Raw genomic sequence first — 23,831 nt, 5'->3', positions numbered from 1 at the left:
GACGTCCCCTCGGCGCCCGCGGATCCGCCGCCGGGAGGCGTACCGACCGCGCGCACCCCCGCGGCCGCAGGCGATCCGGTGCGTACGGAGCCCGGCACGATGGACCGCGAACGCGGACGAACGAGACCCTGCCCCACCCAACATCATCACGACACGTAGTTGAAGTGTCCCCGGATGTAGTGATGGTCACAGTGCGAGTCAATTTTAGTTAGGTTAGGCTCCCCTTGCTCGGTTTTCGTATCCGGGCAGTGTCTTTACGTAGTTCATCCCCTCATGCCCCCATCCGGTCCACGGATGCCTTTGGCATGTCCGCTTTCAGGAGGACGACCTATGAACTTCCTCGCGAGGTCCGTGCAGGACCCGCCGACCGAGGAGCTCGGTTCCGACGCCGCCGGGGCCGCGGACGCCCCCGACGCACCACCCCTCCACGCGTCCGACCACCGGGCCCAGCTCCTCGACGCGCACAGCGCCGAGCGCTACCGCACCCTCACCACCTGGGCCGTGGACCGCGTCGCCGACCGGATCGCCCGGGTCGACCGGCCCTTCACCGGAGCCACCGCCGAGGACCTGCGCCCCGGGATGGACCGCGTCGACCTGGACCGGCCCCTCAACGACCCGGGCGCCGCCCTGGACGAACTCGAGCGCCTCTACCTCGACGACGCCGTCTACTTCCACCACCCCCGCTACATGGGCCACCTGAACTGCCCCGTGGTCCTGCCCGCCCTGCTCGGCGAGACCGTCCTGTCCGCGGTCAACTCCTCCCTCGACACCTGGGACCAGAGCGCGGGCGGCACCCTCATCGAGCAGCGCCTGGTCGACTGGACCGCCGGGCGCATCGGCTTCGGCGAGGCCGCCGACGGGATCTTCACCAGCGGCGGCAGCCAGTCCAACCTCCAGGCCCTTCTCATGGCCCGCGACGAGACCCACGCGCGCCACGGGGGCCGTCTCTCCGAACTCCTGCCGCGGATGCGGGTGCTGACCTCCGAGGTCGGGCACTTCAGCGTCGCCAAGTCGGCCGCGCTCCTCGGCCTCGGCTACGAGTCCGTGATCACGGTGGCCTGCGACGACCGCCGCCGCATGCGCCCGGACGCCCTGGCCGCCGAACTGCGCCGCTGCCGGGAGGAGGACCTGGTCCCCATCGCGGTGGTGGCCACCGCCGGGACCACCGACTTCGGCAGCATCGACCCCCTCCCCCGGATCGCCGACCTGTGCTCCCGCCACGGACTGTGGATGCACGTCGACGCCGCCTACGGCTGCGGCCTGCTGGTCTCGCGCCACCGTCACCTGCTCAGCGGGATCGAGCGCGCCGACTCGGTGACCGTGGACTTCCACAAGTCCTTCTTCCAGCCGGTGAGCTCCAGCGCCGTGGTCGTGCGCGAGGGGCGCTCCCTGCGCCACGTCACCTATCACGCCGACTACCTCAACTCCCGCTCCGACGGCAGCACCCCGGTCCTGGCCCCCAACCAGGTGGACAAGAGCCTGCAGACCACGCGCCGCTTCGACGCGCTCAAGCTCTGGCTGACCCTGCGGACGATGGGCGCGGACGGGGTGGGCTCCCTCTTCGACAGCGTGCTGGAGCTGGCAGCCGTCGGGTGGTCGCTGCTGGACGCCGACCCCCGGTTCACGGTGGTCACCCGGCCCGCCCTCAGCACCCTGGTGTTCCGGTGCGCCCTGCCCGGAGTCGCGGAGGAGATCGCCGACGGCGCCAACCGGTACGCCCGGGAGGCCCTGCTGGCCTCCGGCCGCGCCGTCGCGGCCCGCACCACCGTCGACGGCCGCCCGTACCTGAAGCTCACCCTGCTCAACCCCCGGAGCACGCGGGAGGACATCGCGGAGGTGCTGGACCTGCTCGCCGGGCACGCCGAGCGCTACGCCGCGGAGCACGGCGCGTCCACCGCCCCCGCACCGGGCGCCCCCGCCGCCGGGACGGCCGGCACCCCGCCCACCCCCGCGAACGAGTCAGGGAGGAACCGTTGACCGGCGACCACCACCCCCGCACCCCCGACGGCGAGCGGATCCACGACTTCGCCGCCATCGGCATCGGGCCCTTCAACCTGGGTCTGGCCTGCCTGAGCGCTCCCATCCCCGGCCTGGACGGCCTCTTCCTGGACCAGAAGCCGGAGTTCGACTGGCACAGCGGCATGCTGCTGGAGGACGCGGAGCTCCAGACCCCGTTCATGTCGGACCTGGTCACCCTGGCCGACCCCACCTCGCCGTACTCCTTCCTCAACTACCTGAAGGAGTCCGGGCGGCTGTACCCGTTCTACATCCGTGAGCGCTTCTACCCCCTGCGCGCCGAGTACAACGACTACTGCCGCTGGGCGGCCCGGAAGCTGGGCGACGCGGTCCTCTTCGGCCGGCGGATCGACACCGTCGAGTACGACCCGGAACGGGCCGTCTACCTGCTGCACAGCACGGACACCGCGACCGGCGAGCGGCACCTGCACCGCGCCCGCCGCCTGGTGCTCGGCACGGGCACCCCGCCGTACGTCCCCGCGCCCTGCCGGGACCTGGGCGGGGACGCCGTGCACAGCTCGGACTACCTGTACGCGAAGGAGAACCTCCAGTCCAAGCGGAGCATCACGGTGGTCGGCAGCGGGCAGAGCGCCGCGGAGATCTTCCACGACCTGCTCCAGGACGTGGACGGCCACGGCTACCAGCTCAACTGGGTCACCCGCTCGCCGCGCTTCTTCCCGCTGGAGTACACCAAGCTCACCCTGGAGATGACCTCCCCGGAGTACGCCGACCACTTCCACTCCCTCCCGGACGACACCCGGGACCGTCTGGTGACCTCGCAGAAGAACCTGTACAAGGGCATCGACACCGACGTGATCAACGCGATCTACGACCTGCTCTACGTCAAGAGCAGGCTGGGCCCGCCGCCCGTGCGGCTGCTGACCAACACCGAGGTCACCGGGGCCGGGCACGATCCGGACCCGGGCGGATACCGCCTGGAGCTGCGCAACACCGACCAGGAGCGCGACTTCACCCTGGACACGCAGGGCCTGGTCCTGGCCACCGGTTACCGGTACCGGCGGCCGGACTTCCTGGCGCCGGTCTCCGACCGCCTCGCCTGGGACGCCGCCGGTCGCTTCCGGGTGCGCCGCGACTACCGGGTGGACGCCGACGCGCACGCCGCCGCCGGGGAGGCCGTGGACGGGCCGGGCGCGCAGGCGCCGCCGGGATCGGTGTTCGTGCAGAACGCCGAACTGCACACCCACGGCTTCGTCTCCCCCGACCTGGGCATGGGCGCCTACCGCAACTCCTACATCCTGCGCGCGATGCTGGGCCGCGAGCCCTACGCCGTGGAGCGCTCGATCGCCTTCCAGGAGTTCGGCGCACCCGCTCCACAGGCCCCCGGCTCCCCGGACTCCGGGTCCGCACCGGTGGGGGACGAGGCGCTGGAGGTGACCAACCGATGAGCCGGTCCGCACAGACCGCCCGGCTCCCGGGCGGTCTGACCAGGGTCGACCCCGGACTGGGCGCGTTCGCCGTCCGCCCCGTCGACCCGGACGCCGACATCCCGCTCCTGCACAGCTGGCTGACCGAGCCCCGGGCCCGCTACTGGCTGATGACCGAGGCGAGCGAGGAGGACGTGGCCCGCCAGTTCCGGGCCGTGCACGACTCCGAGCACGAACAGGCCTACATCGGCACGTGGGAGGGCGGGCCCCGCTTCCTGGCCGAGCTCTACTCCCCCGGCCACAGCGAACTGGCCCCCCACTACGACGTGCTGCCCGGGGACACCGGGATGCACTTCCTGGTGGCGCCGACCGACAGCCCGGTGCACGGGTTCACCCGGGCCGTCATCACCACGGTGATGGAGCTGGCCTTCGCCGCCTCCGCCACCGAGCGCGTCGTCGTCGAACCGGACGTGCGCAACCACCCCGTCCACGCGCTCAACGAGGCGGTGGGCTTCCGGATCGAGTCCACCGTCACCCTGGGCGAGAGCCGCAAGGACGCCTACCTGAGCACCTGCACCCGCGACCAGTTCCGCTCCGCCCTCGCGGCGGCCGCGCCCACGAGAGGAGTCGACCGATGACCGTCAGCCACCCAGGGAAGACCTTCGCAGGAGGGCAGGACACCGGGGCTCCCGTCCCGGAGGACGGACACTCCGGGGCCCCCGCCGCGGGACACCGGTCGCTCCCCCGGGCGACCGGCGTCCCGGACGACCCGCGCGGGGCCTCCGCCCACCTGGACCCCGACCTGTGGGACCGGGCCAACCGGCTGCTCGTCCGCAAGGCCCTGGCCGAGTTCTCCCACGAACGACTGCTCACCCCCGAACCCGGCGCGGACGGCACGTACACCGTCCGCACCGACAACGGGAACGCCTACCGGTTCACGGCGCGCGTCATGGCCCTGGACCACTGGAAGGTCGACGCCGACAGCATCGTGCGCCTGGACGGCGACGGCACTCCAGCGAAACCGGACGCGCTGGAGCTGGTGCTGGACCTGCGCGACACCCTCGGCCTGGGCGAGGAGGTCCTGCCGGTCTACCTGGAGGAGATCACCAGCACCCTGGCCAGCAGTACCTTCCGTATGGCGAAGGGCCGGACCGGCGCCGCCGAGCTGGCGCGCTCCGGGTTCCAGGAGATCGAGGCGGGGATGACCGAGGGACATCCCTGCTTCGTCGCCAACAACGGCCGCCTGGGCTTCGGGGCGGACGAGTACCTGGCCTACGCACCCGAGGCCTCGGCCCCGGTACGGCTGGTGTGGGTGGCCGCGCGCCGCTCGCGCACCGCCTTCTCGCACTCCGCCGACACCGACCCCGCGTCCTTCCTCCGGTCGGAGCTGGGTGACGGCGTCCTGGCCGCCTTCCGCGCGGAACTGACCGGCCAGGGCCTCGACCCGGACGACTACCACCTGATCCCCGTCCACCCGTGGCAGTGGTGGAACAGGCTGGCGGTGACCTTCGCCGCCGACGTGGCCCGCCGCGACCTGGTGTGCCTGGGGTACGGTCCGGACGAGTACCGGGCCCAGCAGTCCATCCGCACCTTCTTCAACACCTCCGCCCCGGAGCGGCACTACGTCAAGACGGCCCTGTCGGTGCTGAACATGGGGTTCCTGCGCGGGCTGTCCGCGGAGTACATGGAGGCCACCCCGGCGATCAACGACTGGCTGGTCGGACTGGTCGAGGGCGACCCGGTCCTGCGCGGCACGGGGGTCGAGGTGCTGCGCGAGCGCGCCGCGGTGGGCTACCGCACCTCGCACTACGCACGGGCCGCCGCCAAGGGCTCGCCCTACCTGAAGATGATCGCCGGGCTGTGGCGCGAGAGCCCGGTACCGAGGCTCGGCCCGGGTGAACGGCTCGCGACGATGGCGTCGCTGCTGCACACCGACGCCGACGGCGGCTCCCTGACGGGGGCGCTCATCGCCGAGTCGGGCCTGCCGCCGGCCGTATGGCTGCGCCGCTACCTGGACGCCTACCTGGTCCCGCTGCTGCACGCGTTCTACGCGCACGACCTGGTGTTCATGCCGCACGGGGAGAACGTCATCCTTGTCCTGCGCGACGGGGTGCCCCAACGGGTGCTGATGAAGGACATCGCCGAGGAGATCGCGGTGATGGGCGCGGACGTGGAGCTGCCCGAGGCGGTGGAGCGCATCCGCGCCGAGGTGCCCGAGGACATGAAGCTGCTGTCGCTGTTCACCGACGTCTTCGACTGCTTCCTGCGGTTTCTCAACGGCATCCTCGCCGACGAGGGCACCCTGGCGGAGGAGGACTTCTGGCGGACGGTGGCGGAGTGCGTCGCCGACTACCAGGCGTCGGCACCGCACCTGGCCGGGCGCTTCGAGCGCTACGACCTGTTCTCGGACCGGTTCGCGCTGTCCTGCCTCAACCGGCTCCAGCTGCGCGACAACCGCCAGATGGTGGACCTGGAGGACCCCGCCGGGGCGCTCCAGCTGGCCGGCACGCTGGAGAACCCGATCGCGGCGCACCGCCCTGGAGGCGCCGCCCGGTAGGGGGCGGGGCCGCCGCGGGCGGGGGCGTCCCCGCCGGAACCCCCACACCGGTTCCGGAGGTCGGGCCGCGGGAACGGCGGGGCACACGGGGCCGGGTCCCGTGCCGCACGCCGTGCCGCACCGTCGGGGCGTGTTCCGGAGGGATCCGGCACACGCCCCGACCGCGTCCGGCGGCCGTCCACCGGTCGGCGCGGACCGGCCTCCCGGTCCGGCCGCCCCCGTGTGAGGGCCGCCACAGGGACGGGGTGCGGCGTCGCACACCACCCCGCGTCGGCGCAGGTGGGAGCCCCGAGCCGCAGAACGGAACAGGTCCGACCACCACAAGCGCGACCATTCGGAAACCCACGTCGCCGCGCTCGCGCGCTTGGTACTTTCCGTGTGCTCGACGGACGCCCCGCGTCCGGACGCACCACGGAGAGGACGTTTCCCATGGGCACGACCCGCGCGCAGGTGGCCCAGCACCTGCCAGAGGCGTACAGCGCGCTGGCCCGGCTCGGCACGGTCGTGGACGCCGCCCTCGACGACGACCTCCACACCCTCGTCAAGCTCCGCGCCTCGATCCTCAACGGCTGCGCGTTCTGCGTCGACATGCACCACCACGAGGCCCTCGCCTCCGGGATGTCCCCGCAGCGCGCGGCCCTCGTCGCGGCGTGGCGGGAGGCGGGCGCCCACTTCACCGAGGCCGAGCGCGCCGTGCTGGAACTCGTCGACGCCCTGACCCTCGTCGGCGGGAACGGCCTCCCCGACGAGGTCTACGCGCGCGCCTCCGCACACCTGTCCGAGCAGGAGATGGTCGCGCTCATCACCGCCGTCGGCCTCGTCAACCTCTACAACCGCCTGGGCGTGGGCACCGGCATGGCACCACCGGTGCGCTGACCGGGCCGAACACACGGGGCCCGACCGCGGGCGGGGCGCTGACGCCCCCGCCCGACGGGGTGCGCGCACGAGGACCGGCCGTTCCGGGAGCGGCGGGCGCCGCTCCCGGGATGCGGGGTCAGGCGGGACGACGGCCCTGCACGGAGTAGATCACGCACGAGCAGGCGCGGAACGAGGGATCGTCCAGCAGCCCCCGCACCCGCGCCAGCCCCTCGTCCGTCATCCCCTCGCGCACGAAGGCGTCGCGCAGGTGCAGGGTGTGGTGGCGGATCAGGTGGACCCCCGGGGAGTCGGCGTCCCACAGTTCCACGTGCGGGCGGGGATCGACGTCGACCAACCCGGCCCGGCGCATCGCCTCTGCGGCGCCCCTCCCCCACGCGGGGTCGGCCCCGGCCCGGGTCATCAGCCGGATCTTCGCTTCCAGGAACTCCTCGTACAGGTCCCGGGCCCCGGGGTCGGGCATGAGCAGGGAGGGCCCGTAGGTGATGTCGAACTCGTCCAGCTGCAGCACGCCGCCCGGTTTGAGGGCGCGCACCAGGCGGTCCAGGACCTCGATCCGCTCGGGCAGGTGCAACAGGACCAGCCGCGAGTGGATCAGGTCGAAGGCGGCCTCCGGCAGGGGGTCGCGGGTGACGTCGTGCCGCCACACCTCCAGTCCTTCGGCCGGGGTGATGTGGTCGGGTTTGACGTCGGTGGCGACCACCCCTCCGCCGGGGGCGACCCGCGCCGCCAGCCAGTGGGCGACGCCTCCGCCGCCGGCGCCCACCTCCAGGCAGCGCCACCCGGGGCCGACGCCGGTCTCGGCCAGCCGGCCGGTGGTCAGCGGGTCGTAGGCGGCGGACAGGAACCGGTGCTGGTCGTGGGCGTTCTCGTTGTGGTTGTCGAAGACGTAGCCGGGTCCGGCGGTGGCGGTGTCCGTCATCGTGGGCCTCCTGGGAGTACGGTCGGTCGGTCGCGGACCGCCCCGGCCGCCAGCCGGGTCAGGGTGGCGGTGCACACCTTCCCGGTCGGGCCGAGCGGCAGCGCGGGAAGGAACAGCACGTGTTCGGGCAGGGCGCGGACGTCCACGCCGTGGCCGTCGCGCAGGTGCGCGATCAGTTCGCGGGAGGTGGGCGGGTCCACCCCCGGCAGGGGGCAGACGCAGGCGCACATGCGCTCTCCCAGGTCGGGGTCGGGCACGGGGACGCACTGCGCCTCGCCCAGTGCGGGGTGGGCGGCCAGGGCGCGCTCCACCTCCGCGGGGAAGAGGGTGACCCCGCCCCGGATCACCGTGCGGCGCAGCCGGTCCACGACCCACAGGGTCCCGTCGTCGTCCAGCCGGCCGGCGTCGCCGGTGCGCACCCAGCCGCCGGGGTCGCGCCGTTCGGCGTCGAGTTCGGGTGCGGCCACGTGGCACAGGGGCGTCATCGGTCCCCGCGCACGGATCTCACCGACCTCCCCCGTCGGCAGCGCCCGTCCCCGGGGGGCGCACACCCTGATCTCGGCGACGGCCGGGTCGGGGCGTCCGGCCATGCCGGGCACCCAGGCTCCGGGGTCGTGCGCGGTGTGGCAGTTGACCCCGTCGGTGGAGCCGTAGACGTTGACCACGGGTCGGCCGAAGCGCCGTTCGCACAGGTCGCGCACGTCGCGGTGCAGGGGCGCCCCGCTGGACACGAGCGCCCGCAGCGACCCGGTGTCGGCCGTCTCCTCGACCAGGGCGGTGCGCCGCAGCATGGTGGGCACGCCGATCAGGTGGGTGGGCCGGTCGCGTTCGACGGAGCGCAGCACGGCCACGGGGTCGAAGCGCCCGGGGACGACGAGGGCCGCTCCGAGCCGGACCAGGGACACGATGCCCAGCGATCCGAAGGAGGAGGCCAGGGGGACCGGGATCAGGGCGCGGACGGGGCCGCCGCCGAGCAGGGCACGCGCGTAGTTGCCCCGCCCCCCGGCCATGGCGTTGTGCGAGTACGCGACCATGGTCGGTTCGCCCTCCGACCCCGAGGAGACGAGGATGCGGGCGGGCGACTCGGGGTCGGGACGTGCTCCTCCGGGCGGGGACGCCCCCGCGAAGGGGCCGTCGGTGTCCAGCGCACCGCCGTCCGCGCACCAGACCGGTGTGCCCCGCGGGTCGCCCTCGCGGGCGGGGTCGGTGACCACGAGCGCGGCACGGGACCGGTGCAGCAGGGAGAGCACGTCGGCGCGGGAGCGCCCGTACGGGATCGGCAGGGCGACCGCTCCGAGGGCGGCGATCGCGAGTTCGACCGCGATCGCGTCCCTGCCGTCGGGCAGCAGCACCCCGATGACGTCGCGTGCGCCGGCCCCGTGGTGGGCGAGGGCCGCGGCGGCCCGCCGCACCCGGGCGGCCAGTCCGGCGCGGTCCAGGGTCCCTCGCCCGTCCACGACCGCCTCCCGCGCGGGATCCTCGCCCACCCGTGCGAGGAACAGGGAGTACATGTCCAGGCCGGGGCACAGCCCCTCCCCGACCCACCGGGCGCGCAGCGCGGCGGGGACGAGATCGGTCAGCACCAGGCCGGCGGCGGAGGTCCAGGTCGTCACCGGCCCTCCCCGTCCAGGGGGGCGAACGTCCACGGCGCACGGGGGAGGGAGACCCCGTGGACCGTCGTGAAGGACTCCGGGAAGGCGGCGGCCACCGCGAGCGGGTCGGCGACCGGTGGCGTCCCGGCGCGGGGCAGGTGGGCGGTGCCGCGCCCGACCCGGCGCAGCAGGCGGGCGGCGTCGACCAGCGCGGTCCGCGCCGTCGCACCGGCCCCGGTGCGGGCGCGCAGCAGCAGGCCGGCCAGCGCCGCCTCGGCCGCGATGATCCCGCCGAGCACGTCGGTCAGGGTGACCAGGGACGGGGCGGGGGCCGTGGCGCCGTCGGCGACCAGGTCGGCGATCCCGCCGTGGGCCTGGACGAGGAAGTCGGTGGCGGGGATCCCGGGGCCGGGGTCCTCGTCGGCCCACCCGTCGGCGTGGACGTGCACCAGGCCCGGGGCGCGGGCCGCGAGGTCGTCGGCCCCCAGGCCGAACCGCTCGGCACGGCCGGGCGGCCAGTTGTAGAGCAGGACGTGGCCGGAGGCCGCCAGGTCCGCCGCCGCGCGGCGGCCCCCGGCGGTCTTGAGGTCGAGGCGGACCGCGCCCTTGCCCCGGTTCAGCGCCGCGAATCGGGCCGAGAGGTCTCCGGCCAGGGGCGGGACACCGCGCATGGGGTCGCCGCCCGGCGGTTCGACGCGTACGGTGTCCGCGCCGAGCAGGGTCAGCAGCAGGCCCGCCAGGGGGCCCTGGACGCGGTTGGTGGCCTCCACCACCCGCAGCCCGGCCAGCGGCCCCGCACCGGCGGCCGACCACGGCGGCAGGTCGGGGCCCAGCCCCTCCGCGGTGCCGCGCAGCCGCCACGGCGACACGGGGTCCTCCTCCGCGGCCGGGACCGGGCGCAGGGGGACCACGCCCACCCCGCATCCCCGGGCCGTGTCGCGGACGGCGGCGAGCGGCAGTGCGGCGAGGGTCGCGAACAGTGCGGCGGGCAGGGGGCACACGGCGGTGGCGAAGCGGCGCTGGAAGGGCGCCCACCCGGTGGCGATCGCCTTCGGGGGCGCGCCCAGGGCCTCCCAGAACCGCAGCCACGCCTCGGGGTCGAGGGTCTCGATCTCGAAGCGGACCCCGTCGGCGGAGCGGAACGGCGGCGGCTCCCCCTCGCCCGTGACGGACGGCGTCCCCCGCGCCGCGGTGGCGTCGGCGACGTACGGGGCCACCGCCAGGAGGGCGGCGCCGGCCACCGAGACGGACGCCCGCAGCGCCGGTCCCCCGCGCGCCTCGGTGAGCACGGCCACCGACACCGCCTGGGCGGCCAGCACCCCCGCGCACACCGAGGCATGGTCGACGGGCAGGAACCGGGGACCTCCCCGGGCCAGCCCGTGCAGGTGGGCCAGGCCGCACGCGGCCTGGACGTCGCGTTCGCCGCTCAGGGCCGCCGAGGACGGCGACCACGCGATGTCGCACCCGGCCCGGCCCCGCCCCGGACCGGAGACCAGGTCGATCCGCCCGGCGAGCGCGCCAGCCTTCCCGGGGGCCCGGTCGACCTCGCACCCCAGTGCCCGCAGGCGGGCCGCCGCGACACGCACCGGCACCGTGTCGCCCACGGCCCGGACAGCGGTCCCCGCCAGGGGAGGGGCCGCGACCGCCGTCGCGGTCACGTCCACCGCCCCTTCCCCGGGGTGTCGGGGCCCAGCCCGAGGTTCTCCCGGAGCACGCCCCGGCGGACCTTCCCGGTACCGGTGCGAGGCAGGTCGTCCCAGGTGAGGACGGTCGGCTCGGCCATCGTCGGCAGGTCGAGGACCGCCTCCTTCCAGACTCCGGGGGCGAGCGTGCCGTCCACCGTGGCCACGACCGGGACGGGCGGACCGTCGGCGACCCCCAGCACGACGCACTCCAGTACCTGGGGAAGCCGTTCGTCGACGACGTCCTCGATCTCCAGGCAGCCGCCGTCGGCCAGGGCGTCCACCGCCCGGTCCACGAGGCGGACCGCTCCGGTGCGGTCGATGGACCCGATGTCCCCGGTGGCCCACCACTGGCCCACGAGCTTGGACCGCCAGCGTCCCTCCTCGCCGACGTAGCCCAGGCACAGTGCGTCGGTGCGGCAGAACAACAGGCCGGGCGTGCCTGCCGGTACGGGGCGCAGGGTGCCGGGGTCGACGGCGCGCAACCGGGTCCGGCCCGGGATCGGGCGCCCCAGGTCGCGGGTGGTGGGGTCGACCCACTGCCTCCGGGCCAACGACCGGCGGGTGAGGAACCGGAAGGTCAGCGGCCCCGTCTCGCTCTGTCCCCACCCCTGCATCCACACCGGTGAGCGCCGCCGCCCGGCGTTGAGGAAGGTGCGGACGGTGGACGGGTGCACGGCGTCGAAGGTGCTGACGAACAACCGCACCCGCCCGAAGACGTCCCCCTCCTGGTCGACGTGCCGCTGCCAGCGCACCAGGGTGGAGGGCTGGGCCTCCAGGGTGGTGGGGCGGTGCCGGCGCAGCGCGGGTCCGGCCTCCTCCCAGTCGGGCGAGGTGATCAGCGAGATCGCCTCCGGGAACATCCACAGGACCCCCGCCGTCCAGGCCAGCGCCCGGCCGTGCGCGTAGGACATCGAGGAGGCGACGGTGTCGTCGCGCCGGCTGCCCAGGACCGGCCACCGGTGCGATTCGAACCCCGCGAGCCTGCGCAGGATGGTGCGGGTGGAGTGCACTGCCAGTTTCGGCACACCGGTGGTCCCGGAGGTGTGCATGATCGCCAGCGGGGCGTCCAGGTGCGGGCGGTGCGCCGGCGGCGCGGTCCCGCCCCGCACGTCGTCCAGGGAGAGGGCGCGCTCCGCCGTGCCGTCCACCACCAGGGTGCGGGCGGCGTGGACGGAGGGGTCGCTCCCCGCCGCCCGGGCGGTGGCGAGCAGGTCGGTGTCGGTGACCAGCAGCGCCGGGTCCAGCCTGCGCAGGAGGATCCCGAGGGTGTCGGGGGCCAGGTGCGCCGACAGCGACGCGGGCACGGCGCCCAGGCGGGCGGCGGCGCACGACAGCAGCACGTAGTCCCAGTGGTTGCGCTTGACGACGGCGACGCGGTCACCCGGCCGCACCCCCGCCTCGGCGAACCACCCCGAGACCCGGCGCACCAGGTCGGCGACGGCCGGCACGTCGAGTTCGACCCCGGCCCCCGGGGCGATGTCCAGGGGCCTGCTCAGCCGTACGGCGGTGGCGGAGCCGCGTGCGGCCAGGTCGTCGAAGAGGGTGCCCAGGTGGATGGGTTTGCTCAGCGGTGTCATCGTGCCTCGGTCGGGATCGTTTCGCGGGTCGTGGTGAGCCTGGCCGACATACGGTCGGCGGCCGTGAAGGCCGATGCCACCGCCCCCTCGCTGCACGGGCGCAGCGAGGTCCAGTCGCCGGCGTAGTCGACGGCGGCCAGGGGGCGGTCGACGAAGGCGGGGCGTGCGGCCAGCGCCCGGGTCTCGGGCAGGGGCAGGCCGTACCGGAAGCGGTGCACGATCGTGCGCCTCACGCGCGCCGCCACTCCTGGCAGGAGTCGCTCGGCGCGTTCCGCGAGGCGCCGTCCCACCTCGTCGTCCGGGGCGTCGGCCAGGTCGCGTGCCGCCGCCGGGGAGGCGACCAGGGAGACCAGGCCGCGTCCCCGGGGCGCCCGGCCCGGGTGTTTGGCGTGGTCCGCGGTGACCACGGCGAGCAGGGGGTCGTCGGGCACCATGACGGCGAAGCCGCGGCGCGCCCCTCGCGGGGACATCGGCGCGTCCAGCAGCAGGGACACCCGGAGCATGGGCGCGTACCCGCAGGCCTCCAGGTACTCCCGTTCGGCCGGGGGCGCTCCGGGGTGGAGGCGCAGGGCGACGGGGGCGGGCACGGCCAGGACGACCGTGCGTGCGGTCACCGGCCCCCGGGGCGAGTCCAGGCGCACTCCGTCCGGTCCGGTCACCACCCCCGTCACCGGGTGGTCGGTGCGCACGTCGAGCCGGGCGGCCAGCGCCCGGGGCAGGGTGTCCATCCCGTCCCGATAGGTGCGCCAGGTGGCGGTGCTGCCGGAGGCGGCCAGGTGTGCGGCGAAGGGGGCGGCTGCGGCCCGCTCGGGCGGCCAGCCGAAGAACCCGGAGGCCAGCGGGCCCAGGAGGCGTTCGCCCACCTGCGGGTGGTACCGGCTCAGGAGGTCGGCGACGGTCGCCTCCCCCAGCCCGGCCCGCTCGGGGTGTGCGGGGTCCAGCCCGGCCCGGTCCAGGCGCCGCAGCAGGCGGGCCAGGTCCAGGCGCGCCCGCGCCGACAGTCCCATACCGGTGAGCAGCCCCAGGGGGCGTCCGGCGTGGGGACGGGCACGCCCGCCCCACCACACCGACAGGGCGTCGCGCACCAGCGGGATCGCCTCGGGGTCGGTGTCCAGGCCGATGGCGCGCACGAGCCGCCATGTCGCCGGGTAGGCGTCGGCCGACGGGATCATCTCGGCGCCGGTGTCGACCAGGTGGCCGTCGGTGCGCAGGGTGCGCATCCTCCCTCCCACGGCGTCGGCGGCCTCCAGCACCCGTACCGTGCGCCCCGCGGTGGCCAGGAGGTGCGCGGTGGCGAGTCCGGCGGGGCCGGCGCCCACCACCGCCACGTCGAGCGGCGTGCTCACAGGACGCCCGGCAGGAACGCGGCGACCAGGTTGGCTCCGATGAGGAGCACGACCGTGACCCGGTGGGTGTGGATGGCCATGCGGCGCGCGCGCAGGATGTCGCCGAGGACGAACCCGATGAAGAGCTGCGCCACCCGGAGGGCGATGACGGGCAGCAGGGCGACGGTGAACCACCAGGGGGCGATGCCGAGCAGGTGCGAGCCGGTGACCAGCAGGGTCTCCAGTGCGGTCAGCGCGATGATGAAGACCTTGTTGGCGCGCGGCGAGACCTTCGCGGCGACGGTGATGCGGCCGGCGGCCCGGTCCCCGGCGGCGTCGTTGGTGTTGGAGTACAGGCCGAAGATCATGGGGCCGCCGCCGAACACCAGCGCCTGGACGATCACGAAGCCGTCGACGTTCCCGACGAGCAGCCCGTAGGGGACCAGGACCCACCCCACGCCCAGGCCGACGAGGAAGATCTCCTGGAAGCCCCGGTAGCTGATCTTCAGGCCCCAGGAGTACTGGACCGACGCGACCAGGCACAGGGCCGCCCCGGCGACGGCCCACAGGGGCCGGTTCGGGGCGAGCGCCACCACCAGTGTCCACAGGACGACGCTCGTGGCGGTCGCCGCCCGGCCGAAGCGCAGCGCCTGGGGTTCGGTGAGGGTCCCGTGGACCAGGGGTTTGCGGGCCAGTCGGCGTCGGGCGGCGTCGGAGCCGTAGTTGGCGGCGTCGGAGCCGTCCCGGTACCCGGTGACGTCGTCGAAGGAGACCATGGCGGCCACCACCGCCACCTCGGCGACCAGGACGAGCAGCAGGAATCCGACGGTGTCGGCGCGCGCCCCCAGCAGGGGCAGCGCCATGGCGAACACCAGCGGCAGGCCGATGTAGTAGTCGACGATGTCGAGTTTGGCCAGCCGGGCGTAGGCGCCCGGGGTGGGCCTCGGTGCGGCGGGCGGGGCGGACGCCGCGGGCGGCACGGTCATGTGGTCGGTCATCGGTTCCTCCCGTGGGCGAACGCGCGCACGGCGGCGATCACGTGCTCGACGCGTTCGTCGGTCAGGTGCGGGTACAGGGGCAGCGAGATGTTGCGGCGCGCCGCGTCGCGGGCCCGGGGCCACTCCCCGCCGCGGTTCGCGTACGGGGCGAAGGCCGGCTGCTCGGGCAGGACGCGGGGGTAGTAGACGTGGGTGTCGACCCCTGAGGCGGCCAGGTGGTCGCGCAGCCCGTCGCGGTCCTCGCACAGCAGCGTGTAGACGTAGGGGAAGCGCCCGTCCCCGCCCACGGGGGGCGCGACGACTCCGCATCCGGCCAGGTCGGCGAGGTGCGAGGAGTAGTGCGAGCAGATCGCGGTGCGGCGGGCGACGCGCTCCTCCAGCCCCGCCATGCGGTGCAGCTGGAAGGCGGCCATCACCTCGTCGAACCGGCTGTTGTGGCCGATGCGGTGGTGCAGGAACCGGTGGCGACCGTCCTGGCCGTGGTTGCGCAGCATCCGCAGCCGGTCGGCGAGCTCGGCGTCGCCGGACAGCGCCACACCGCCCTCACCGGGCATGCCGAAGACCTTGACCTGGACGAAGGAGTACACCCCGGCGTCGCCCCACAGCCCGGCGGGGCGTCCCCGGAGCGTGCCGCCCTGGGCCAGGGCCGAGTCCTCGACGAGCCGCACCCCCGCCCTGGTGGCCAGGTCGCGCAGGCGCGGCATGTCGGCCATGACGGAGAACATGTGCGCGGGCATCAGGGCCCGGGTCCTGTCGGTGACCAGGCGCTCGGCGTGGTCGGGGTCCATCGTCAGCGTCACCGGGTCGGTGTCGGCGAACACCGGGGTCGCGCCCCGCGCCAGGACGGTGCTCGCCAGGGGGGCGCAGCCGAAGGCCGGGACGATCACCTCGTCGCCGGGACCGACGTCCATGGCGGCCAGGACCAGGGTGAGCGCGGAGGTCCCGCTGGAGCAGGCGACGACGTGGTCCGCGCCCAGGGAGGTGCGCAGGGCGTCCTCGAACCGGGCGGTGCGCCGTCCGAGGATGAACTTCTGCTCGGGATCCGTGCCGACCTCGTACAGGGCGGCGAGGAGGGCCTCCCGGTCGGTGTCGAAGAGGTCGGGCGGGAAGAACGGGATGGCCCGTTCGGTGGTCACGGTCATCGGGACCCCCCGGTCAGGAAGCGTTCGACCTCGTCGCAGACGCGGTCGACCCGCTCCTCGGACAGGTCGGCGTACAGCGGCAGCGCCACGGCCGACCGGCACACGGCCTCGGCCCGGGGCAGGGCGCCCGGCCGGTACCCCAGGTGGGCGAAGCACGGCTGCAGGTGCAGGGGGCGCGGGTAGTAGACCTCGGTGCCGATACCGGCGGCGTCGAGGTGGGCGACGAGGCCGTCGCGGTCGTCCACCTCGACGAGGTGGACGTAGACCACGCGTTCCTCGCCGGACCGGGTGGCCGCGTCGCCGGGGACGGCGCGCACACCGGGCAGGCCGCGCAGACGGTCGTCGTAGCGGCGCGACAGCACGGTGCGGCGCCGGATGTCGGCGTCGAGCCGGGTCAGCTTGGCCAGCAGGACGGCGGCCTGGAGGTCGTCCATCTTGCTGTTGCCACCGGTGACGACCGTCGGGTTGGAGATGCCGGGGAACGCCGCCAGGGTGTGACCGGAGCGCCCGTGGTGCCGCAGCATCCGCGCGGTCTCGGCGATGGCGTCGTCGTCGGTGAGCAGGGCCCCGGCGTCGCCCACCGCCCCCAGGGTCTTGGCGGGGAAGAAGGAGAGCACGCCGCCCGCGCCGAGCAGGCCTGCGTGCGTGCCGTGCAGGCGCATGCCGATGGCCTCGGCGCTGTCCTCGACCACGGTCAGCCCGTGCGCGCGGGCGACGCGGCCCACGCCCTCCATGTCGGCGAGCCGGTCGAAGAGGTGGACCGGCATGACCATGCGGGTGCGCGCGGTGACGGCGTCCGCGACCGCGTCCGGGGAGACGCCGTACCCGTGGTCCTCGATGTCGGCGAAGACCGGAACGCCGCCGGCGTGCACGACGGCGGTGGCGGTGGCGACGAACGTGTAGGCGGGGACGATCACCTCGTCTCCGGGGCGCAGGCCGGCGGCGCGCAGCAGCAGGACGAGGGCGTCGGTCCCGGAATTGACGCCGACGACGTGGCGGGCGCCGGTGTAGCGCTCCATTTCCCGCTCGAATTCGGCCACCATGGAGCCGTGGGAGAACTTACCGTCGCCCATGACGCGGACACAGTTCCCCTCGATCTCCGGCCATAGTCTTCGGAAGCTCTCGGACTGATCGAAGAAGGGTATGCGCGAGCGGCCCCCGCCGCGTTCTCCCGTGGCCGGGGAGGAGAGTGCCGACTTCATGTCTTCCGTTCTACGAATAACAGGGGGGACCGGAACCCGGCCGCGCCGTGGGCGCGGCCGGGCCGGAAGGGGTCGGGATCCAGGGGGGATCAGACGCCCAGGAGGGGGATGTCGTTCTTGCCGAGGTGGTAGTCGCGCACCGCGGCGACGAGCTCGGTGACAGTGAGGGAGCCGTCGTTGTCGGTGTCGATCTCGCGGAAGGCCTCGCCGGCCTGCTCGGTGCTCAGGCCGATGGCGGCGAACCACCGCTCGAGCTCGCTCGGGTTGATCTCACCGTCGCCGTCGGTGTCGGCGATGGCCATGATCGCCTGGATGGTCGGCTGGAGGACCTCGGAGAATCCGGCGTCGCCCCTGCTGACGATCTCGCTCTCGGCCGCCCGGACGAAGTCCTCCTTGCTCATCTGCTCGGTGCCGGCGGCCTGCGCCAGACGGTCGAACAGGCCCAGGTAGGCGCCCCGGAGGCCGGTGGCCCCGGGAGCCGAGGCGTCGACGCCGAAGCGGGAGAGGATGCCCTCGATCTCCTGCTCGAAGTCCGAGCGCTCGATCACGCCGTTGCCGTTGTGGTCCCACAGACGGAAACGCTCTTCGAGGCGGTCGTTGGCCTTGACGGCGGTCGTCATCCGTTCTCCTTCAAGTGAATAAATCGAGAACAACAAAAGCAATACCAAGGAGAGGAGAACTGAAATGCGATTCGAGAATCGCTCTCCCTCGATTCGAATATTACCGAACCAGGGACCCCAGAAAAGCCAATCCAGGAAAATTATCGATGCTGCGTGAATTTTATTTCGGACATTTTTCGACATTAGTCGCGGATGGTGTGGAAAAAAGCTCGGCCACGGTGCGCGAATTCCCCTGGCGGAACACCACGGGTTCCTCCGGGCACAGCCCCAGATCGCGCCCGGTGGGAGCCGGATCGGCGTGGATCAGCACGTTGTAGTGGTTGGGCGTGTGGCAGGCGTCGAACCCCAGCACCACGCCCACCCGGCGCGGGCCGATCCACACCTCGTCGCCGCGGTCCACGACACCGGCCGCGGTGATCTCGGCGAAGCCCAGGAACCCCACCCTGTCGATCCGGGCTCCCCCCGCGGTCTCGGTGTGGTCGGTGGCGACCAGCTCGTGGACCTCGCCGGCCCGCACGCACCGGCTCGCGAACGGTTCCAACCGCATGCCGCGCTCGGTCCTGCGGTGCACCAGGACCTTGAGCAGGGTCGCGGCCACGTCGCGCTTGGCCCCGTCCTCGTGCGGGTTCACCGGGCCACCCGCTCCCCGAGCTCCGCGGCACGGTAGGCGTCCGCGACCAGGCGCAGCGCGGACACCCCGGCCCCGTCCTCGACGCGTCCCCCGCGCACCCGCCGCGCGAACTCCGCGGCGATGCCCTCGTACTCGTGCCACAGGGACTCCTTGAAGGCCGGACGGCCGGCCAGCAGGTCGGCCGTCCACTCCCGCCCGTCGGCGGTGCGCACGACCACGTCCTTGCGCTCCCCCGGATGGGACCAGTCCAACAGCACCCGCGCCCGGGCTCCCCCGGCCGTCAACGCGACGTCCGCGCTCCGGTCCACGCCCTCGGAGTCGTACCCGACCCGGGCGCCGGTCACCTCGGCCCTGCCCAGCAGCGCCTCCACCAGGTCGAAGGCGTTGGGCCCGTTGTCGGCCACGCACCCGCCGCCGCAGCGCTCCGGGTCCAGGTACCAGGTGTCGTCGCCCGCGTGCTCCTCGATCCGCTCCAGGTAGCGCACGGTCACCTCGGTCACCTCGCGCCCGACGAGCCGCTCCCGCAACGCCGCGAACTCGGAGTTGTACCGGCGGTGGAAGGCCGTGGACAACGGTACCCCCCGTTCCCGGGCCAGGGCGGCCAGGGCCTCCCCCTCCGCCAGGTCCAGGGCCAGCGGCTTCTCGACGCACACCGCGGCCCCGGCGACGAGGGCGTCCGCGCAGATCCGGGCGTGCGCGTCGTTGGGGGCGGTGACCACGACCGCGTCCAGGCCCGCCTCCGCCAGCATCCTCGTGTGGTCGGTGTACCCGGCCGCCCCCGGCGGCGGCCCGGCGACCCTGGACGGGTCCAGGTCGCACACGGCCGCCAGGTCCCAGTCCGGGGACGCCGCCAGCGCCACCAGGTGGAACCGGGAGATCACCCCCAGGCCGACCACGCCCACGCGCAGAGGTCCGCTCATCGTCCCTCCCCCGCGACCGCCGGCGCGGGGATCCCCGCGCGTTCGGCCACCTCGACGAGGTCGGCGTACAGCCCCGCGGCCAACGGCACGCCCCGGGCACGGCGCTTACGCGCCGTGCGGTGCTCGTGCCAGCCGGGGTAGCGCACCGGGTCGCCGGAGTCGACCGGCGGACACGCCGTCACCACCCCGAACAGCTCCTCGGCATCGGTCTCCGCCCCCTCCCTCAGCGCGTCGGGGGCGATGGCGAGCATCAGGAAACCGATGTCGTCGTCACGGCCGGAGGGTCCGCCGTCCCCGGCCAGGGCCTCGGGTGCGGGTCCCCGGCCGGCGCCGGACACCACCGCGGACAGCACCTCCACCAGCAGTCCGAGGCCGAACCCCTTGAACCGTCCGGCCTCGCCGCCGAGCCACATCAGGTGCGCGCTCCCCGCGTCGAACGCGGACGGGTCGGTGACCGGGGTCCCGTGGTCGTCGCACAGCACCCCCTCCGGCAGCGCGCGCCCCTCCCTCGCCGCCTGCCGGACCCGGCCCGTCGGCGCGGCCGTGGTGCTCATGTCCAGCAGGAACGGCGGGTGCGCTCCGGCGGGGGCGGCCGCGCTGAGCGGGTTGGTCCCCAGCAGGGCCGCGGCGCCGCCCGGCGGCCGGGCGATGCGCTGGCGTCCGCAGTTGCTCGCGACCACGCCGATCATGCCGTGGTCGACCGCGCGCAGCGCGTGGTAGCCGGCGCAGCCCAGGTGGGTGGCGCCGCGCACCGACACCAGTCCCACCCCGTGGTGTCCGGCCCGCCGCGCCGCGAGGTCCATCGCCTCCGACGCCGCCCACAGGCCGAGCGCGCGCCGGGCGTCGAGCAGCACGGCCGCGCCCAGGTCGGCCACCACGCGGGGTTCGGCGCGGGGGTCGGCCCGCCCCTCGTCGAGCAGGGGCAGGTAGAGCCCGGCCAGGTTGGCGACGCCGTGGGAGTCCATCCCGGTGAGGTCGCCGTGGCTCAGGGCGCGTGCGGCCTCGGCCGCCCGGCCGCGGGGCAGGCCCCGGCCCGCGAAGACCTCCGTGAGGAAGGCCAGCAGCGCGTCGTGGTCGACCGGCACGGTCGCCCGTTCCGGTGCTTGCGGTGACTCTGGGGAGAGGGTGGTCACGATCCTCCGTCGGTCTCGTGGGTGAAGGCGGTCAGCAGACGGGCCACCGTGTCGGCGAACCCGTCGAGGTCGGCCAGGCGGGCGCGCTCGTCGTCGCCGTGCGCGCCGTCGGCGGCCAGGTCCCCGGGCCCCAGCACGACCGTGCAGGTGTCCGGGACTCCCGCCATCCAGATGGCGTCGCAGGTGAAGGCGGGTTCGTCGTCGGGCCAGGGGGACGCCCCGGCCCGGCGCACCAGGTCGTGCCCCCACCGGTCGCGGTCGTCGAGGACCGGCAGGCCCCGTTTGGTCCAGTCCAGGCGGGTCAGGCGGCGCGCGTCGGTCGCGGTCCGGGCGAAGAGGGCGGTGCCGCCGAAGGCGGCGCCGAACTCCGCGAGGGCGGTGTCGAAGGCGTCGTCCACCGCCCCCTCCAAGGCCCTGCCCGCTCCGGCGTCGGCGTAGGACAGGTTGAACAGCAGGTCGCCGGTGCCGTACACCCGGTTGTGCAGAGTCCCGGTGTGCAGCCCCGCCACGCACACCGCCCCGTTCCGGGCGTGGCCGTCCAGGGCGCGGCCCATGCTCTGCGCGAGGAACCCCAGCAGGACCGAGGCGTTGTGCCCGCTGTGGGGCCGGTCGTCGACGGCGTCGTCGCCGCGGACCGACACCCGTGCGGTCATGGACGCCGTGGAGCGGGTGAGGAACCGTCCCGACGTGGGTTCGCAGAACACGTTGAGCCGTCCGGTGTGGCCGCGTTCGACCAGGGGCCGGGTGCCCAGCACCCCCATGGCCCCGCCCTCCTCGCCCGCGACCGCCTGGACGACGACCGCGCTGTCGCGCCCGAGGCCCGGCGAGCGCTCACGGGCGGCGCGCACCCCGGCCAGGAGCGCCACCGCCGGCCCCTTGGCGTCGATGGCGCCGCGTCCGCGGAAGACCTCGCCGTCGAAGGAGACCGGGGGACCGCCCGCGACGGTGTCCAGGTGCACGTTGAACATCACGGTGCGTTCGCGCGGCACGGTGTCGGGCCCCAGCCGCAGGACCAGGCTGGGCTGGCAGGCGAGGAAGCCGGGGTCGGCCGCCGCGGCGGCGCGCACCGTCGCGGGCACCCCGGGCCCCGCCAGGTCGGCCGGGTCGGCGGGGGCGTGGCGGACCACCCGGAACCCGGTCCCCGCGGCTGCGCGGGCGTAGTCGCGCTGGGCCTCCCACAGGCGGGGCGGCGGGCCGGCGGCGCCGACCTCCAGGGGGCCGGCCGTGGGCGTGGCCATCAGCCGGAGCAGCAGGGAGTGCTCCTCCGCGGTGAGCGTCATCGGACCGCCTCCGTGCGCCAGATCCGGTTGACCGTCTCCTCCAGGGCCCGCCCGTACTCGACGAACGCGGCGGGGTCGCCCCGGCCCGGGTCGGCGCCGGTCCCCCGCAGGTGGGGGCGCAGGTGCAGGTGGGGCTCGATGGACAGGGCTCCCCGATAGCCCCGGTCGGCCAGGATCCGCAGGCACCCGGCGACCCCGGCCCGCCCCCGGCCGGGCAGCACGTAGGCGGTGTCGCCGCCGGGGGTGTCGACGGCGTCCTTGACGTGGACGTGGGCCACGTACTCCGCGAGCGGGCGGAGCATCGCGACCGCGTCGTAGCCGTGGGCGACCCCGTTCCCGGTGTCGAACAGCACGCGCAGCGCCGGGCTGTCGACGTGGGCGATCAGGTCCAGGGCCCGGTCGGCGTCCTCCCCCGCCCAACCGGCGCAGTTCTCGTGCACCAGGACCAGACCGGCGTCCTCGGCGCGGTGGACCAGCGCCCGCACCCGCGTGCGGACCAGGCGCCCCCACGCGGCCTCGGCCATCCCTCCGGAGGGGTAGGACATGATCCGCACCATGCGTGCGCCCAGGACGGCGCAGCGCCGGGCCAGGACGTCGAGTTCGGCCAGGTCCGCGGAGAAGTCCCCGGTGGCGGGGCGGGACCAGTCGCCGATCTTGGCCGCGACGGCGACCACCTCCATCCCGGCGGCGCGGATGCGCTCCGCGGCCCGCTCGAAGTCGGCATCGCCCATCGCGGCGACCGGCACGCCGTCCAGGGTGCGCACCTCCAGCAGGTTCCAGCCGAGCTCGCGCACCGCGGCGATCTGGTCGGGCAGTCCCGGGGCGGCCTCGTCGCCGATCCCGGCCAGGCGGGGCGGTTCAGGCGCCGACGACACTGTCGACCTCCCGGGGGGCGGTGTGCGGGGAGCAGAGGGTCTTGGCCTCGGCCAACAGGCGGACGGCCTCCACGTGGACGGGCAGGTCGCCCCGGGCGCGGCGGGGGCGGGAGTAGCGGGTGTAGCAGGCGCGCAGGAACGCGGTGAAGGCGTCGTCGCGGAAGACCGACCGGGTGGGCTCCCGTCCCGGTGCCGCGACCGACAGCTGGGCCGTGTGGTCGGCCTCGCTGCACGGGTAGTGGCCGGTCAGGACGACCTCGTCGAACTCCAGCACGATGCGCCGCTCGCGCAGCGGCGCGGTCAGGTCGGACTCGATCCGGGTGAGCACACCGGTGTGGTGGACGAGGTCCAGGCGCGCGCCGCCCAGGCCGGGCAGGCGCGCCCCGTCCACGACCATGTCCTCCAGTTCGGCCGCCGCCACGTCGGCTCCGCCGGCGAGTGACACGACCACGGCCAGGGCGTGGGGGACCTCGATGTCGAACGCGGTGGGGTGCCCCGGCGACTCCAGGCTCCTGGTGAACCGGGGTTTGTGCTGGAGCACCGTGACCGCGCGGAGGGCGCCGAAGGCACCGGACCGCCGGGCCGCCGACAACCGCCTGCTCAACGTGCTGGCCGACCAGGGGGTGGCGACGCTCAGGTCCAGGTCCCATCGGCGGCGCAGGCGGGCGATCGCCGCGAGTTCGACCAGGTCCAGGGCCAGCGGCTTCTCCACGATGATCCTGCGGTAGCCCAGGCGGGCCAGCGACTCCATCGGCCCCGCTCGCAGGTGGGGCGGTGTGCACAGGTGGACCACGGTGTCCCTGGGCGGGCGGCGGCGGGCGGCCTCCTCCGGGGAGGCGACCGCCAGGACCCCGTCCCCACCCGGGCGGAGGGGGTCGTGGCCCATCACCGGCCCCGGCGCGAAGAGGGCGGGGGCCGCCGCCCGCACCTTGGCGAGCGACGGCAGATGCAGTCCTTTTCCTGACCTGCCCAGGCCGACGATGAGGGTGTGCAGCATGGAGGGAGCGCGCCTTTCCGTTCGCCGTCACCATCGTTCCGCGCCTTTCCGGGCGGTCGGAACCATCGAACGGAAACCCACCTTGGAGCATCACGGAA

At 74.5% G+C, this 23,831-nt stretch carries 20 protein-coding genes; 5 read left to right on the top strand and 15 right to left on the bottom strand.

The window, feature by feature from the left end:
• Positions 1-330: 330 nt before the first annotated feature.
• The 5 genes from Q8791_RS06080 to Q8791_RS06060 all read left to right on the top strand — a co-directional run bounded on the left by Q8791_RS06080 (position 331) and on the right by Q8791_RS06060 (position 6,834).
• On the top strand, positions 331-1,977 hold the full coding sequence (locus Q8791_RS06080; RefSeq protein ID WP_330090589.1) for a pyridoxal phosphate-dependent decarboxylase family protein: 1,647 nt from the start codon (positions 331-333) through the stop codon (positions 1,975-1,977).
• Positions 1,974-3,422: a lysine N(6)-hydroxylase/L-ornithine N(5)-oxygenase family protein gene (locus Q8791_RS06075; RefSeq protein ID WP_330090588.1), complete on the top strand. Its 1,449-nt coding sequence runs from the start codon at positions 1,974-1,976 to the stop codon at positions 3,420-3,422. Before Q8791_RS06080 ends, Q8791_RS06075 begins: the two co-directional genes overlap by 4 nt.
• The gene (locus Q8791_RS06070) at positions 3,419-4,039 is read left to right on the top strand and encodes a GNAT family N-acetyltransferase (protein ID WP_330090587.1); all 621 of its coding nucleotides are present in this window, start codon (positions 3,419-3,421) and stop codon (positions 4,037-4,039) included. The genes Q8791_RS06075 and Q8791_RS06070 overlap by 4 nt, the downstream gene beginning before the upstream one ends.
• On the top strand, positions 4,036-5,958 hold the full coding sequence (locus Q8791_RS06065; protein WP_330090586.1) for an IucA/IucC family protein: 1,923 nt from the start codon (positions 4,036-4,038) through the stop codon (positions 5,956-5,958). Before Q8791_RS06070 ends, Q8791_RS06065 begins: the two co-directional genes overlap by 4 nt.
• Before the next feature lie 429 nt (positions 5,959-6,387).
• Positions 6,388-6,834: a carboxymuconolactone decarboxylase family protein gene (locus Q8791_RS06060; protein WP_330090585.1), complete on the top strand. Its 447-nt coding sequence runs from the start codon at positions 6,388-6,390 to the stop codon at positions 6,832-6,834.
• 118 nt (positions 6,835-6,952) lie between these two features.
• Here the strand turns inward: Q8791_RS06060 and Q8791_RS06055 are convergent, their stop codons facing one another.
• From Q8791_RS06055 to Q8791_RS05985, 15 genes are all read right to left on the bottom strand, one after another.
• Positions 6,953-7,756, bottom strand: a complete 804-nt coding sequence (locus Q8791_RS06055) for a methyltransferase (RefSeq protein WP_330090584.1) — start codon at positions 7,754-7,756, stop codon at positions 6,953-6,955.
• Positions 7,753-9,369 carry a class I adenylate-forming enzyme family protein gene (locus tag Q8791_RS06050; protein WP_330090583.1) on the bottom strand — a complete coding sequence of 539 codons (1,617 nt, stop codon included), beginning with the start codon at positions 9,367-9,369 and terminating at the stop codon, positions 7,753-7,755. Before Q8791_RS06050 ends, Q8791_RS06055 begins: the two co-directional genes overlap by 4 nt.
• A complete protein-coding gene (locus Q8791_RS06045; RefSeq protein ID WP_330090582.1) occupies positions 9,366-11,006 on the bottom strand; it encodes a CoA transferase in 1,641 nt (546 codons plus the stop codon). The genes Q8791_RS06050 and Q8791_RS06045 overlap by 4 nt, the downstream gene beginning before the upstream one ends.
• A complete protein-coding gene (locus Q8791_RS06040; RefSeq protein ID WP_330090581.1) occupies positions 11,003-12,610 on the bottom strand; it encodes a class I adenylate-forming enzyme family protein in 1,608 nt (535 codons plus the stop codon). Before Q8791_RS06040 ends, Q8791_RS06045 begins: the two co-directional genes overlap by 4 nt.
• Positions 12,607-13,956 (bottom strand): protoporphyrinogen/coproporphyrinogen oxidase, encoded by a 1,350-nt coding sequence (locus Q8791_RS06035; RefSeq protein WP_330090580.1) that lies wholly within the window; start codon positions 13,954-13,956, stop codon positions 12,607-12,609. The genes Q8791_RS06040 and Q8791_RS06035 overlap by 4 nt, the downstream gene beginning before the upstream one ends.
• Positions 13,953-14,933 (bottom strand): UbiA family prenyltransferase, encoded by a 981-nt coding sequence (locus Q8791_RS06030; protein ID WP_330090579.1) that lies wholly within the window; start codon positions 14,931-14,933, stop codon positions 13,953-13,955. Before Q8791_RS06030 ends, Q8791_RS06035 begins: the two co-directional genes overlap by 4 nt.
• Positions 14,930-16,075: a DegT/DnrJ/EryC1/StrS family aminotransferase gene (locus Q8791_RS06025; RefSeq protein ID WP_330090578.1), complete on the bottom strand. Its 1,146-nt coding sequence runs from the start codon at positions 16,073-16,075 to the stop codon at positions 14,930-14,932. The genes Q8791_RS06030 and Q8791_RS06025 overlap by 4 nt, the downstream gene beginning before the upstream one ends.
• On the bottom strand, positions 16,072-17,277 hold the full coding sequence (locus tag Q8791_RS06020) for a DegT/DnrJ/EryC1/StrS family aminotransferase (protein ID WP_330090577.1): 1,206 nt from the start codon (positions 17,275-17,277) through the stop codon (positions 16,072-16,074). Before Q8791_RS06020 ends, Q8791_RS06025 begins: the two co-directional genes overlap by 4 nt.
• Positions 17,278-17,366: 89 nt before the next feature.
• Positions 17,367-17,897, bottom strand: a complete 531-nt coding sequence (locus tag Q8791_RS06015) for an EF-hand domain-containing protein (RefSeq protein ID WP_330090576.1) — start codon at positions 17,895-17,897, stop codon at positions 17,367-17,369.
• Positions 17,898-18,057: 160 nt separating this feature from the next.
• Complete coding sequence (locus Q8791_RS06010) at positions 18,058-18,528, bottom strand: DUF6917 domain-containing protein (RefSeq protein ID WP_330090575.1); 471 nt, start codon at positions 18,526-18,528, stop codon at positions 18,058-18,060.
• Positions 18,525-19,448 carry a Gfo/Idh/MocA family protein gene (locus tag Q8791_RS06005; RefSeq protein WP_330090574.1) on the bottom strand — a complete coding sequence of 308 codons (924 nt, stop codon included), beginning with the start codon at positions 19,446-19,448 and terminating at the stop codon, positions 18,525-18,527. The genes Q8791_RS06010 and Q8791_RS06005 overlap by 4 nt, the downstream gene beginning before the upstream one ends.
• Positions 19,445-20,581: an Ldh family oxidoreductase gene (locus tag Q8791_RS06000; protein ID WP_330090573.1), complete on the bottom strand. Its 1,137-nt coding sequence runs from the start codon at positions 20,579-20,581 to the stop codon at positions 19,445-19,447. Before Q8791_RS06000 ends, Q8791_RS06005 begins: the two co-directional genes overlap by 4 nt.
• Positions 20,578-21,861: a M20/M25/M40 family metallo-hydrolase gene (locus tag Q8791_RS05995; RefSeq protein WP_330090572.1), complete on the bottom strand. Its 1,284-nt coding sequence runs from the start codon at positions 21,859-21,861 to the stop codon at positions 20,578-20,580. The genes Q8791_RS06000 and Q8791_RS05995 overlap by 4 nt, the downstream gene beginning before the upstream one ends.
• Positions 21,858-22,736, bottom strand: coding sequence for a sugar phosphate isomerase/epimerase family protein (locus tag Q8791_RS05990; RefSeq protein ID WP_330090571.1), 879 nt, complete (start codon positions 22,734-22,736; stop codon positions 21,858-21,860). The genes Q8791_RS05995 and Q8791_RS05990 overlap by 4 nt, the downstream gene beginning before the upstream one ends.
• A complete protein-coding gene (locus Q8791_RS05985; RefSeq protein WP_330090570.1) occupies positions 22,720-23,733 on the bottom strand; it encodes a Gfo/Idh/MocA family oxidoreductase in 1,014 nt (337 codons plus the stop codon). Before Q8791_RS05985 ends, Q8791_RS05990 begins: the two co-directional genes overlap by 17 nt.
• Between the last annotated feature and the right edge of the window lie 98 nt (positions 23,734-23,831).

The organism is Nocardiopsis codii, assembly GCF_036327455.1.
In the GTDB taxonomy this organism is placed as follows: domain Bacteria; phylum Actinomycetota; class Actinomycetes; order Streptosporangiales; family Streptosporangiaceae; genus Nocardiopsis; species Nocardiopsis codii.
Note: the sequence above shows the minus strand (reverse complement) of the source record. Positions and strands in the feature narration are given on the sequence as shown.

Bases quoted from the DNA above. Each gene is read 5' to 3' on its own strand.
- Q8791_RS06080 (WP_330090589.1), top strand. From the start codon at position 331: ATGAACTTCCTCGCGAGGTCCGTGCAGGACCCGCCGACCGAGGAGCTC.
- Q8791_RS06015 (WP_330090576.1), bottom strand. From the start codon at position 17,897: ATGACGACCGCCGTCAAGGCCAACGACCGCCTCGAAGAGCGTTTCCGT.
- Q8791_RS06060 (WP_330090585.1), top strand. From the start codon at position 6,388: ATGGGCACGACCCGCGCGCAGGTGGCCCAGCACCTGCCAGAGGCGTAC.
- Q8791_RS06055 (WP_330090584.1), bottom strand. From the start codon at position 7,756: ATGACGGACACCGCCACCGCCGGACCCGGCTACGTCTTCGACAACCAC.
- Q8791_RS06030 (WP_330090579.1), bottom strand. From the start codon at position 14,933: ATGACCGACCACATGACCGTGCCGCCCGCGGCGTCCGCCCCGCCCGCC.
- Q8791_RS05985 (WP_330090570.1), bottom strand. From the start codon at position 23,733: ATGCTGCACACCCTCATCGTCGGCCTGGGCAGGTCAGGAAAAGGACTG.
- Q8791_RS06005 (WP_330090574.1), bottom strand. From the start codon at position 19,448: ATGAGCGGACCTCTGCGCGTGGGCGTGGTCGGCCTGGGGGTGATCTCC.
- Q8791_RS06025 (WP_330090578.1), bottom strand. From the start codon at position 16,075: ATGACCGTGACCACCGAACGGGCCATCCCGTTCTTCCCGCCCGACCTC.
- Q8791_RS06020 (WP_330090577.1), bottom strand. From the start codon at position 17,277: ATGAAGTCGGCACTCTCCTCCCCGGCCACGGGAGAACGCGGCGGGGGC.
- Q8791_RS05995 (WP_330090572.1), bottom strand. From the start codon at position 21,861: ATGACGCTCACCGCGGAGGAGCACTCCCTGCTGCTCCGGCTGATGGCC.
- Q8791_RS06065 (WP_330090586.1), top strand. From the start codon at position 4,036: ATGACCGTCAGCCACCCAGGGAAGACCTTCGCAGGAGGGCAGGACACC.
- Q8791_RS06040 (WP_330090581.1), bottom strand. From the start codon at position 12,610: ATGACACCGCTGAGCAAACCCATCCACCTGGGCACCCTCTTCGACGAC.
- Q8791_RS06070 (WP_330090587.1), top strand. From the start codon at position 3,419: ATGAGCCGGTCCGCACAGACCGCCCGGCTCCCGGGCGGTCTGACCAGG.